This is a genomic window from Nocardia sp. NPDC055053 (genome assembly GCF_053608285.1).
This window is the reverse complement of the sequence record NZ_JBSGVD010000022.1, coordinates 102,606-114,589: the sequence shown is the minus strand read 5'-3', so window position 1 is coordinate 114,589 and position 11,984 is coordinate 102,606. Positions and strand designations below refer to the sequence as shown.

Annotated in this window: 13 protein-coding genes; 4 read left to right on the top strand and 9 right to left on the bottom strand. The window is 68.5% G+C overall.

The annotated features are described in order from the left end of the window. Positions 1 to 146 precede the first annotated feature (146 nt). Positions 147 to 1,682, bottom strand: a complete 1,536-nt coding sequence (locus ACWF82_RS22725) for an amino acid permease (RefSeq protein WP_452504064.1) — start codon at positions 1,680 to 1,682, stop codon at positions 147 to 149. A gap of 217 nt (positions 1,683 to 1,899) precedes the next feature. On the opposite strand from ACWF82_RS22725, the gene ACWF82_RS22720 reads away from it, so the two are divergent. Continuing rightward, a complete protein-coding gene (locus ACWF82_RS22720; RefSeq protein ID WP_452504062.1) occupies positions 1,900 to 2,562 on the top strand; it encodes a TetR/AcrR family transcriptional regulator in 663 nt (220 codons plus the stop codon). Between the two features lie 45 nt (positions 2,563 to 2,607). On the opposite strand, the gene ACWF82_RS22715 is transcribed toward ACWF82_RS22720, so the two are convergent. Continuing rightward, positions 2,608 to 3,429, bottom strand: a complete 822-nt coding sequence (locus ACWF82_RS22715; RefSeq protein WP_452504060.1) for an alpha/beta fold hydrolase — start codon at positions 3,427 to 3,429, stop codon at positions 2,608 to 2,610. Positions 3,430 to 3,549: 120 nt separating this feature from the next. Between ACWF82_RS22715 and ACWF82_RS22710 the strand changes: the two genes are divergently transcribed. Next, positions 3,550 to 4,548 (top strand): GlxA family transcriptional regulator, encoded by a 999-nt coding sequence (locus ACWF82_RS22710; protein WP_452504058.1) that lies wholly within the window; start codon positions 3,550 to 3,552, stop codon positions 4,546 to 4,548. 65 nt (positions 4,549 to 4,613) lie between these two features. Here the strand turns inward: ACWF82_RS22710 and ACWF82_RS22705 are convergent, their stop codons facing one another. Further along, the gene (locus ACWF82_RS22705) at positions 4,614 to 5,567 is read right to left on the bottom strand and encodes a helix-turn-helix transcriptional regulator (protein ID WP_452504056.1); all 954 of its coding nucleotides are present in this window, start codon (positions 5,565 to 5,567) and stop codon (positions 4,614 to 4,616) included. Between the two features lie 63 nt (positions 5,568 to 5,630). Here ACWF82_RS22705 and ACWF82_RS22700 point away from each other — a divergent pair, with 63 nt between their 5' ends. After that, entirely contained in the window at positions 5,631 to 6,785 is a 1,155-nt protein-coding gene (locus tag ACWF82_RS22700; RefSeq protein ID WP_452504055.1) for an epoxide hydrolase family protein, read from the top strand. A gap of 57 nt (positions 6,786 to 6,842) precedes the next feature. On the opposite strand, the gene ACWF82_RS22695 is transcribed toward ACWF82_RS22700, so the two are convergent. From ACWF82_RS22695 to ACWF82_RS22670, 6 genes are all read right to left on the bottom strand, one after another. Beyond that, on the bottom strand, positions 6,843 to 7,370 hold the full coding sequence (locus tag ACWF82_RS22695; protein ID WP_452504053.1) for a hypothetical protein: 528 nt from the start codon (positions 7,368 to 7,370) through the stop codon (positions 6,843 to 6,845). A gap of 57 nt (positions 7,371 to 7,427) precedes the next feature. Continuing rightward, positions 7,428 to 8,225, bottom strand: a complete 798-nt coding sequence (locus ACWF82_RS22690) for a family 1 encapsulin nanocompartment shell protein (protein ID WP_452504052.1) — start codon at positions 8,223 to 8,225, stop codon at positions 7,428 to 7,430. Beyond that, entirely contained in the window at positions 8,226 to 9,269 is a 1,044-nt protein-coding gene (locus ACWF82_RS22685) for a Dyp-type peroxidase (RefSeq protein WP_452504050.1), read from the bottom strand. A gap of 85 nt (positions 9,270 to 9,354) precedes the next feature. After that, positions 9,355 to 9,681, bottom strand: a complete 327-nt coding sequence (locus ACWF82_RS22680; protein WP_378845648.1) for a cupin domain-containing protein — start codon at positions 9,679 to 9,681, stop codon at positions 9,355 to 9,357. A gap of 101 nt (positions 9,682 to 9,782) precedes the next feature. Beyond that, positions 9,783 to 10,271, bottom strand: a complete 489-nt coding sequence (locus tag ACWF82_RS22675) for a dihydrofolate reductase (protein ID WP_452504048.1) — start codon at positions 10,269 to 10,271, stop codon at positions 9,783 to 9,785. After that, positions 10,268 to 11,071, bottom strand: coding sequence for a thymidylate synthase (locus ACWF82_RS22670; RefSeq protein WP_452504046.1), 804 nt, complete (start codon positions 11,069 to 11,071; stop codon positions 10,268 to 10,270). Before ACWF82_RS22670 ends, ACWF82_RS22675 begins: the two co-directional genes overlap by 4 nt. A gap of 45 nt (positions 11,072 to 11,116) precedes the next feature. On the opposite strand from ACWF82_RS22670, the gene cobF reads away from it, so the two are divergent. Beyond that, a complete protein-coding gene (cobF, locus tag ACWF82_RS22665; RefSeq protein WP_452504044.1) occupies positions 11,117 to 11,857 on the top strand; it encodes a precorrin-6A synthase (deacetylating) in 741 nt (246 codons plus the stop codon). The last annotated feature ends 127 nt before the right edge of the window (positions 11,858 to 11,984 follow it).

Below are 11,984 nucleotides of genomic sequence, written 5' to 3'. Positions count from 1 at the left end.
GTTGCTTGCTCCTTCGTCGCCTACGCAACGGCGCCTGACCGGCGGGACGGCCGCCGACGGCCGACTGCGTCGGCCTGCCCCTCCTCGGGGTCGGGGCGTGCGGGGCTGAGGGGGCGGTAAGGGGCTGATTGGGGTGTGCCGGTGGATCAGGCTGCGGCGGGTGCGGTTTCGGCCAGGGGGAGTTCGTCCTTGGTGGCCACCACGAGGCGGTACACGATCGCGCCTGCGGTGAGGATCATCGCCACCGACAGGGGACCCGCCCACAGCTGCCACCAGCTGCCGCCGTCCGGGGTGTACACCTCCGGGCGCGGCCAGGCCAGGTTGATCACCATCGCGATGCCCCAGACCACCGCGAGCGCGTTGATCGGAACGCCCCAGCGGCCGAGGCTGAACAGCGTCGGGTCGTCCAGCGCGGGCATGCCTTTGATCCTTCGGACCAGCAGCGGCACGGTGACCAGCAGATACGCCAGGTACAGGCTGACGATGCAGACGCTGGCCAGGGTGGCGAAGATGGCCGGGTTGCCGAGGTTGAGCACAAGCAGCCCGATGCCGAGCGCGCCGATCACCACGGCGGGCCACACCGGCGTGCCGAAGCGCGGATGCACGGTCGACAGGGCCGTCGCGAACGGCAGCTTGCCGTCGCGCGCCATCGAGAACATCAAGCGCGAGCCCGCGGTCTGGATCGCCAGCGTGCACACGATCACCGCGACCGCGACGCAACCGAGCAGGACCGATCCGGCGGGGCTGTTCAGCTTCGAGGTGATGACGTAAGCCAGGCCACCGGAAGCCAATTTGCCGTCGGACAGGCTCGGCGCCGCCATCAGCGCGCCGAGCAGCATGAGACCACCGCCGAGCGCCGAGACCGACAGCGCGAGCAGGATGGTGCGCGGCGCGACCCGGCGCGGATTCTTGGTCTCCTCGGACAGTTCACCGGCGGAATCGAAGCCGACCATCACGTACGCGGCCATCAGGCCGGAGACCAGGAACGCCGCCCAGTGCGGGCCGGGCGCGGCCTGGCCGGTCTGCGCCACAACACCGGGCCCACGCTCGGCGCTGGTGAAGAACAGCGCGATGATCGCCAGCACGCCGACGATCTCGATGGTGACGCCGATCGAATTGATCCGGGCCATCAGATCGATGCCGATGACATTGATCGTGGTGGTCACCACCAGCAGCACACTGCCGAGCAGCACCGCGTTCATCGCGCCGTCGCGGGAGGTCAGCGCGGTGTCGGTGCCGATGATCTGGAAGCCGCTCCAGATCGTCGGCAGCACGACCTGCAGCGCGATGGCGGCCGCGGCGGCCGTGACGACCTGCGCGATCACCATCATCCAGCCGGCGAACCAGCCGATCAGCCCGCCGGCCAGGCGACGCGACCACTGATAGATACAGCCCGAGATCGGGTACCGGGCGGCCAGCTCGGCGAAATTCAGCGCCACCAGGAACTGGCCGGCGAAGACCAGCGGCCAGGTCCAGAAGAACGCGGCGCCGCCGAACGAATAGCCGAAGCCGAAGAACTGGAAGATCGTGGTGAGGATGGAGACGAACGAGAAGCCTGCCGCGAACGACGCGTAGCGTCCCAGCTTGCGGTGCAGGACCGGCTGATAGCCGAACGCCGCCAGGTCGGCACTGTCGCGGCCGGTGTCGAGTGGGTCGGCGGGGGAATCGAGAGTCGTGGCCATATCGGTGTCCTTCGGCGGTGCGGCCAAATATCTATCAGGCGATAGTTTTGCGCTCGCGATCGCTCGAAGGGTGTCGGGCGTGTATCGGGTGTGGGGCCCGCGGTAACTTCTGCGTTGCCCAAGTTTCTATCAAGTGACAGAAATTCGACCGCGCGGCATCTTGGCTGGTGAGCTGCCCGCTTCGGGCCAGGTCGGGGCCCGATGACAGAATTAGGGGGTGGCAAACCTCGGTCCCGGGCGTCCCCGGCTGGAACAGCGGCGCAGGCAGGGAACAACGCCGCGCGCGGAGATCCTCGACGCGGCGGCGGAGCTGTTCACCACCAAGGGCTATGCCAACACCTCCACCCGCGCGGTGGCCGACGCGGTCGGCATCAGACAGGCCTCGCTGTATCACCACTTCGCCGCCAAGGACGACATTCTCGACGCGCTGCTGGCCGAAACCATCGCGGGCCCGGTCGAATTGGCGCAGCGGATGCTCGGCGAGCCGGAGGCCGCCGCGACGAAGCTCTACGCGCTCGCGCTGTTCGACGTGCGCCAGTTGCGCAGCGCGCGATGGAATCTCGGCGCGCTGTATCTGCTGCCCGAACTTCGCACCGAACGGTTCGCCGCGTTCCGGCGCCGCCGCGACGAACTGCGCGAGCACTACGAACGACTCACCGCCGAATCCTGCGCTGCCGCAGGGCAGTCCGATGAGGTGCGCATTCTGCCGTTCCGGCTGGTCGAGACGGTGATCGCGATCCGGTCCGACGAGGGGACCGCGGCCGCCGAGACCGAGCGCGTCATCCCGGACGCGATCATGCGCGTAGTCGGGCACCGTGGCGAGGTCGGCGCGGCGGCCGACGCGCTCCTCGGGCGACTGGGTGACATCGAGCCCGCCTGAGCGGTACCGGCGCGGTGCCGGTGCGTGACACCGCGCCGACAGTTCTCAGCTCTTGATGAACGCCAGGATGTCCCCGATGAGCTCCTGCTGGTAGGCGCCGAAGATGCCGTGCGGAGCGCCCGGGTACACCTTCAGCGTCCCGTTCCGCACGAGCTCGATCGACTTCAGCGCGGCACCCGCGATCGGGACGATCTGGTCGTCGTCACCGTGCGCGATGAAGATCGGCACCTCGAGCGCCTTCAGGTCCTCGGTGAAATCGGTCGCCGAGAACGCGGCGACGCACTCGTAGGCGGCCTGGATGCCGGCGAGCATGCCCTGGCGCCAGAAGTCGTCCTGCGCGCCCTTCGAGACCGCGGCGCCCTCGCGGTTGAAACCGAAGAACGAGGGGGCGAGTTCCTGATAGAAGTTCGAGCGGTCGGCGAGCACACCGGCGCGGATGCCGTCGAACACCTCGATCGGCAGGCCGTCGGGGTTGGCTTCGGTCGCGAGCATGATCGGCGGTACCGCGCCGATCGTGACAACCTTGGCGACCCGGTCCCCGCCGTGCCGCGCCGCGTAGCGCACGACCTCGCCACCGCCGGTCGAGTGCCCGATCACGATGACATCGCGCAGGTCCAGCGATTCGACGAGCTCGGCGAGGTCGCGCGCGTAGGTGTCCATGTCGTTGCCCTGCCACGGCTGTGACGAGCGGCCGTGACCGCGGCGGTCGTGCGCGATGACGCGGTAGCCGGCGTCGGCGAGGGTCTTGCGCTCCAGCGCCCACGCATCGGAGCTGAGCGGCCAGCCGTGGCTGAAGACGACGGGTTGACCGGTGCCCCAGTCGGAGAAGTAGATCTCGGCGCCGTCGGAGGTGGTGAAGTAGGGCATTGCGCTCCCGTCGGAGGTGCGGATGGATAGGTTGCCCATAGTTGTCGGAAGGACGTCGGCTGTCGCCTACCGGAACGGCCGCGGATCCCGCCATTTCGGACAAGCATTAGATTTATCGGCATGTCTCTACCCCCGGATCGTGTCCGCCACAACGCATCTAGTGGGACACGGCGTATCGGGTTTCTCCTGTTCGACGGAGTGAAAGCGCTCGATTACGTCGGTCCCGCAGAGGTTTTCGTCGAGGCGAATCAGTTCGCCGATGCCTACGAGGTCTTGCTGTTCTCACCCAGCGGTGCACCCGTGCGCAGCTCGGTCGGCCAGGGAGTTGCCGTGACGGCCGCGGCAGCTGACGCGCCCGCGCTGGACACGCTCGTCATACCGGGGAGCGAGGTCCGTCCCGCCGACTTCGTCCGGCCCGATCTCGTCGAGGCAACGCGCGCCCTCGCGGCGCGGAGCCGCCGGGTCGTCTCGATCTGTAGCGGTGCCTTCGTGCTCGCCGAACTGGGAATGCTGGACGGTCGCAGCGCGACCACGCACTGGAAATTCGCCGCCGAACTCGCGCGCCGGTATCCGCGCGTCGACGTGCAGGCGGATCGAATCTTCGTGCGGGAGGCCGACATCGCGACCTCGGCCGGTGTCGCGGCCGGCATCGACCTCGCGCTCGCACTGGTGGCCGACGATCTCGGCAGTTCCATCGCGCGTCAGGTCGCGCAGGGTCTGCTGGTCTACCTCCAGCGTTCCGGTGGGCAGACCCAGTTCTCGACGCCGCTGCGCGCGGCCGCGTTGCCGCCGGGACCGGTGCGCGCGGTGACCGATCTCATCGCGCGGGATCCGGCGAAGCGGCACAGCGTGCAGGAACTCGCGCGGCACGTCAGTGTGAGCCCGCGCCATCTCACCCGGCTCTTCACCGAGGAGGTCGGGCTCAGCCCGGCCGAGTACGCGGCGAGCGTACGGTTCGATCTCGCTCGCGCCCGGCTCGAGGCGGGCAGTTCGGTGAGCAGGGCCGCCGCTGATGCGGGGTTCGCCAGTGCCGAGGCATTGCGGCGGACTTTCCTCGCGCGGCTCGGCGTGTCGCCCTCGGATTACCGGCGGAGATTCAAGTCAGGGGCGAGCGCGTAGCTCTGGTGACGGCGTCAGCGCGAGGGTGCTGGTTCAGCGCGATCTCGGGGCAGCAGGTTCGAGTCCTAGGGCTGAGTGGCCTCGGTGAAGCGGGTGGCGAGGGTGCGGAGGTGGGTGATGAGTTCAGGGGGTTCGTCGACTCGGAAGGGGAAGTCGAAGGAGGCGATGTAGATGGCCAGTTCGGTGAGGTCGTCGGCGCCGGTGCGGAGGAGGCAGGTTTCGGAGTCGAGGGGTTCGATGACGCCGACGGTGGGGGCGATACGGTCGGCGGCGGCGGTGGCGGGGACCGCGAGGGTGATGGTGGCCTGGTACCGATAGGGGGCGGTGGTGACGCCTCGGGTGAGGTAGCCGCCCAGGTCGAGGTCGGGGGCTTCGCGGGGAGTGAAGCGGGGGCCGGTGGGGGTGCGCGGGGTGAGGCGGTCGGCGCGGTAGGTGCGCCAGTCGGCGCGGTCGGTGTCCCAGGCGATGAGGTACCAGTGACGGCCGGTGTGGGCCAGGCGGTGGGGTTCGACAGTGCGCAGTGTCGCTGTGCCGTCATGGGTTCGGTAGTCGAATCGAAGGCGATGGTTGTCGCGGATGGCGCCCGCGACGGCGGTGAGGACATCGGGATCGACCGGAGTGGAGGCGGCGGAGACCGTGACGGTGACCGAGTGCAGCAGGCTGACCCGGTGGCGCAAGCGTGACGGGAGGACCTGCTCGAGTTTGGTGAGAGCCCGCAGGGAACTGTCCTCGATACCGGCGACGGTGCCGCCCGCCGCGGTACGCAGGCCGATGGCGACGGCCACCGCTTCGTCGTCGTCGAGCAGGAGCGGCGGCAGCTTCGCGCCCGCGCCGAGCCGGTAGCCGCCGACGCCGGGCGTCGCGTCGACCGGATAGCCGAGTGCGCGCAGCTTCTCGATATCGCGGCGCACTGTGCGCGCGTCGACGTCCAAGCGCTCGGCGAGTTCGGTGCCGGTCCAGTCGCGGGGAGTCTGCAACAGCGACAGCAGGCGGAGTAGGCGGGCTGATGTCTCCAACATGAAAGAAATTCTGCCCGACAGCTAGGGCGGAACCTGTCCTAGGTGGCTCTTATCGTTGTGTTCATGAGCGACGAGATCCAGCGATTCCGTATCGACATTCCGCAACAGCAGCTCGACGACCTGCGCAACCGGCTCGACACCGCGCGCTGGCCCGCCGCGCTGCCCGGCGACGACTGGGACACCGGTGTGCCGACCAGCTACCTGCGTGAGCTCGTCGACCACTGGCGCACCGGTTACGACTGGCGTGCCGAGGAAGCGAAACTCAATGCGCACGAACAGTTCACGACCGTGATCGACGGACAGCGCATCCACTTCCTGCACGTGCGCTCGGCCGAACCCGACGCGGTGCCGCTGCTGCTGACACACGGCTGGCCCGGTTCGGTCGCGGAATTCCTCGACCTGATCGGCCCGCTGACCGACCCTCGCGCACACGGCGGCGACCCGGCCGACGCTTTCCATGTGGTGATCCCGTCACTGCCCGGCTTCGGATTCTCCGGGCCGGTCACCGAGGGTGGGTGGACCGTGCGCAGGATTGCGCGAGCGTGGGCCGAGCTGATGACCCGGCTCGGATACCAGCGCTTCGGGGTACAGGGCGGCGATTTCGGCGCGGCGGTGAGCCCGGAAGTCGGGCGGGTTGCGCCGGATCGGGTGATCGGCGTGCACGTCAACGGTGGCGCTGGCTCGATCCCGCAGCTGCCGCTGTCCGAGGAGGTCATCGCGAGCCTGACCGAGCTCGAACGCGATCGTATCCGGCGGATCGAGGCGTTCATGAACGAGGAGTTCGGCTACATCGCCGTGCAGTCCACGCGTCCGCAGACCCTCGCCTATGGGCTGGTCGACTCGCCGATCGGGCAGCTGGCGTGGATCCTGGACAAGTTCCGGGAGTGGACGCACCCGCGCGAGACGCTGCCCGACAAGATCATCGATCGTGATCGGCTGCTGACCAACGCGATGATCTACTGGCTCACCGGCACCGCGGGGTCCGCTGGCTATGTCGGCTACGCCCAGCCAGGGGAATGGGGTGCGGTGCCGGAGAATTCGGGCGTACCGACCGCTGTGCTCGTGCTCGCCCACGACGTGGCGATCCGCCGCTTCGACGAGGCGGAGAACACCATCGTCCGCTGGAATGACGTCGATCGGGGCGGGCACTTCGCGGCGCTGGAGGAACCGGAACTACTCACCACCGATGTGCGTGAGTTCTTCCGCACGCTGCGCTGATCATTCGGTGAGTTCGCCTGCCGAGCGCCAGGATCGGCGTTCGGCGGTAGCCCCGGGTCAGCGCGACGTCGGCGGTGCGATCTGCCAGTGCTGGTTCAGCGCGCCCGCGATCTCGGGGAGCACGGTGATCGGAATCCGCTTGGCGCGCAGCATCTCCCGGATCTCGGTCACCTGTTCGCGTTTGCGCATGTCGTAGGCGCCCGCGACCGGGCCGACCACCGGCGGGATGGACAGCAGGACCAGTTCGTCGGTGGTCTCGCCGGTCAGGTCGAGCGCCAGCGCCCAGCGGGACCGCTCGTCGAGGGTGAAGCGGCCCGCGACGACGCGATCCCACGGCACCGTCGCCGAACGGAACGGGGTCCTGGCGTGGATCGCGTGCTCGGTGAGCTCGACGACATCACGCACGAACAGCGCGACGCCTGCCGCGACCCCGGCGATCGCGCCGACGAGGATCCCGGTGACGACCCGGTTCACCCCGAACATCGCCAGGAACAACCCGACGACGCCCGCGGTGGCCAGCACCCCGATCAGGCAGTAGAACAGGCTCCGACCAGCGGGCACGACACCGGCACGCACGACCGCCATGCGAACCTCCCTCTCCACGACTCGCGGCCCACCCTAGCGGTGGTCACCGCGCCGCGATCACGAGCCGAGCGAAACCGCCGCTTCGGAGGTCTCGACGAGGAAGGTGAAGGACTCCTGGAAGTAGAGCTGCACGGTCTCGGCGTCGTGGCTGAGGTAGCCGATCGACAGGTCCTGGCCGAGGGCCAGCTCGAAGTCGCCGCCGCGGGTGGTGAGCGCGAAACCGCCGCTGATCGCGGGCGCCCAGATGATCTCGCCGTCGAGCAGCCGCTCGATGTGGGTGCGGATCGGGTGGCCGTGATCGGAGGTCTCGCTGACCTGCGTGTACAGCTCGGCGCTGAGCACCACCGAGTACGGGCCCTGCACACCGGCCAGGCGTAGCCCGGTGAGCGCGTGCGAGATCGCGTCGGGAATGTCGACGACATTGCCCGGCAGCTCGACCGGTTCGTTGGACGCGGCGGCGCGGATGCCGGTGATGCCGGCGGCGGCGTAGCTCTCGAAGATCGCGCGATCCTCGGCGAAGGCGATCTTCTGGGCCGCGGCCTTGAGATTGTCGAAGTCGGCGTCGCCCGCGCCGCGCTCGACGTCGTCGAGTTCCTGGCGGGACAGGGTGAACGGCACGCGGAGTTCGACCAGCGGCTGCACCACCCGCTGATGCGCGAGGACACCGTCGTCCGGGGAGGAGATCTTGGTCAGCCTGCCGCGGTTGAGCGCCGAATAGGCGACCCCGTGCGGGCCCGAGACGTCGACGACCCGGCGGCCCGCGATATTGCGCTTGAACGTGCGGGTGGCTTCCTCTTCGATCTGCTCCCAGGCCTCGCCGCTGATCGGCGCGAGTTCGCGATGCAGGTTGTTCATTCAACTACTCCTTTTCATCGAGCCGATGGCGAGTGAGCCGTCCGAGCCGGCGTTCGCCTGCTCCACCGGGACGAATTCGGGCAGGGAATCGGACTCTTCCTCGGTGGCGACGGATTCGGGTGCCTCGGGCAGGTCGTCGAGGAAATCGACGGTGGGGGTGAAGAACAGGGTGCCGGTGACCGCGAAGGAGAAGTCGAGGATGCGGTCGTAGGCGGCCTCGTCGGTGCCGAGGAACATCCGTTCGAGCATGCGCTCGGTGACGCTCGGGGTCGCGGCGTAGGCGATGTAGTACGTGCCGAACTCGCCGGTGCCGATGGTGCCGAACGGCATGTTGGCGCGCATGATCTGGCGCTCGGTGCCGTCGGGGTCGACCAGGGTGTTGACCGCCACGTGCGAGTCGGCCGGTTTCACGTCGTCGGGCAGTTCGTAGTCGGCGAGTTTGGTTCGCCCGATCACCCGCTCCTGCTCCTCGATCGACAGTGCGTTCCACTGGTCGAGCGGGTGGGTGTACTTCTGCACGATCACGTAGCTGCCGCCGGTGAATTCGGGGTCCTCGTCGCCGATCAGCGCCGCCGAGGCCGCGGCTTTGCCCTCGGGATTCTCGGTGCCGTCGACGAAACCGAGCAGGTCGCGCTGTTCGAAGTAGCGGAAGCCGACGGTCTCGTCGACGATCGTGGCCGCGCCGCGCAGGCGCTCGCCGATCACCATGGCCAGTTCGAAGCACGGGCCCTGGGTCTCGCCCCTGATATGGAACAGCAGGTCGCCAGGGGTGGCGGGCGCACTGTGGATGGGGCCGTTGTAGCCGGGAAACTCGTGCAGCTCAGCGGGTTTCGGGCCGGCGAAGAGCCGGTCCCAGGCCAGCGCGCCGATCGAGGTGACGCAGGACAGTCCGTCACCGGGTACCCGGAAGCTGACGGAACGCCGTAAGCCGGTGATGTCGGACAACAGGTCGCGGACCGCGGACTCGCCGCCTTCGTCGATGGTGGCGACGAGAAAAATCGCGGCAGGCGTGAGTGGATCGAGGATCGGCTGTGGCTCACCCATGGCGTCCACAGTACGGCGCCGGACCGACAGGTTCGATCAGTGCCCTGGTGTGTCAGCACATTCCGGGCGACCGGCGCCCGGTGACCTATTTCGCGACGGTCAGGAGAAAGGCCACGTCATCGATGGCTTTGACGCTGTGCCGGGCACGGGGGACGACGATGAGATCACCGGCCGAGCCCTTCCATTCGTCGGTGCCCGCGATCAGGATCAGCGTGCCGGTGAGGACCTGGATCGTGGCATCGCCCGCGTTGTCGTGCTCGGCCAGGCTCTGGCCCTCGGTCAGGGCGACGACGGTCTGCCGCAGTACATGCGTGTGGCCGCCGATGACGGTCTGCGAACTCCGGCCGCTCGTCGAGGTGGCCGCCAGCTTGAGCTGTTGACGGGCCACCGCGGTCAGCGATTTCTTGTCCATGACATCGCGCCTTTCGCAGGCTCTCGCGGGCTGGTACCCAGGAGTATGCCCGAGACCGTACCCGCGGTCGGGCGTTTGCGCCGACTGTTAGCCAAGCGTTGTCAGTGCCGGGTGTAGTGGCGAATCCGGTACCGGAGACCGGATTTCGACTCCTGCCACGGGGTTTCGGGCGCATGCCACTCGGATCCGATGGCCGGGGCGAAGGCATCACCGTCGACGGTCGTGTCGACCTCGGTGACCAGCAGCGATGTGGCCAGTGGGAGCGCGGCGCGGTAGATCTCGCCACCGCCGGCCACCCACACGTCGACATCGCCCGCGATCGCCAGCGCGTCGGGCAGTGAGCCGGCGCGTTCGGCGCCCTCGGCTGCCCAATCAGTCTGGCGGGTGACCACGATGTTGCGGCGGCCGGCCAGTGGACGGAACGAGGCGGGCAGCGAGTCCCAGGTGCGCCTGCCCATGATCACCGGGTGACCCATGGTGGTGTCCCGGAAATTGGCCATGTCCTCGGGGATGCGCCACGGGATGGTGTTCTCGACGCCGATGACCCCGTCGGCGGCCTGCGCCCAGATCAGGTTGATGCCGCGACTCACACCGCCACCGGTGCCTTGATGGCCGGGTGGTGCTGGTAGCCGGTGAGCTCGACGTCCTCGTAGGTGTAGTCGAACAGGCTCGGCGCCGCGCGCAGGTGCAGGGTCGGGAACGGGTACGGCTCCCGGGTGAGCTGTTCGCGCACCTGCTCGACGTGGTTGTCGTAGATGTGCACGTCGCCGCCGGTCCAGATGAACTCGCCGGGCTCGAGCTCGGTCTGCTGGGCGATCATCAGGGTGAGCAGGGCGTAGCTGGCGATATTGAACGGAACGCCGAGGAACAGGTCGGCGCTGCGCTGATACAGCTGGCACGACAGCTTGCCGTCGGCCACATAGAACTGGAAGAAGGCGTGGCACGGCGCCAGCGCCATCTTGTCCAGGTCGGCCACGTTCCAGGCCGAGACGATCATCCGGCGCGAATCCGGGTCGGTGCGCAGGGTGTGCAGGACCTGGGCGATCTGGTCGATATGGGTGCCGTCGGGGGTGGGCCACGACCGCCACTGCACGCCGTAGACCGGGCCGAGCTCGCCCCTGGTGTCGGCCCATTCGTCCCAGATGGTGACGCCGTGTTCGCGCAGCCAGGACACATTGGAGTCGCCGCGCAGGAACCACAGCAGTTCGTAGACGATCGACTTGAGGTGGACCCGCTTGGTGGTGATCAGCGGAAAGCTCTCGGCCAGGTCGTAGCGCAGCTGATGACCGAAGATGCTGCGGGTTCCGGTGCCGGTGCGATCGGCTTTGGGCGTGCCGTGCTCCAGCACGTGCCGGAGCAGGTCCTCGTACTGCGTGTCAGGGGTGGCCACGCCTGGCGATTCTACGGTGCACGACACCTGGCAAGCTCTCCGCGTATGCGCAAGCTCTACGTGATCGGCATCGGTGCCGGAGACCCCGACCAGGTGACGATGCAGGCAGTCAAGGCCATGCGACACGCCGACGCGTTCTTCGTCATCGGCAAGGGCGCCGAGAAGCAGGAACTGGTCGACGTGCGCACCGCGATCCTGGCCGAGCACGTCGACGGACCGCACCGGATCATCGAGATCACCGACCCGCCGCGCGACCGCACCCCCGACGACTACGCGGGCGTCGTGCAGGACTGGCACGAACGCCGCGCCGAATTGCTCGAGGCCGCGTTCGACGAGGTGGACGGGGTCGGCGCGATCCTGGTCTGGGGCGACCCCGCGCTCTATGACAGCACTTTGCGGATGGTCGAGCTCGTGCTGGCCCGCGGCCGCACCGAGTTCGACTACGAGGTGATTCCCGGTGTCACCAGCGTCGCCGCGCTGGCCGCCCGGCACCGCATGGTGCTGCACCGGATCGGTGAGCCCGTCCACGTCACGACCGGCCGCCGGTTGCGTGAGGAAGGTCTCGGCGCAGGCTCGACGGTGGTGATGCTCGACGGCGACTGCTCGTTCACCGAGGTCCCCGGTGACGACGTGCACATCTGGTGGGGCGCCTACCTCGGCATGCCCGACGAAACCCTGATCGAGGGCCCGCTGCGCGAGGTGGAACAGCGGATCGTGACCCGCCGCGCGGAACTGCGCGCCGCCAAGGGCTGGATCATGGACGTCTACCTCCTGCGGGGCCGTTGACGCTCACCCGGCCCCGCACCCCCGACCCCGAGGAGGGGCGTTCGCGGCCGGCTTGGCGTTGCGGTGCCGCGGCGTAGGGGGGGCAGGAGCAATCCGCGGTGGCGCAACCCCCAACCATCGGGGCCCC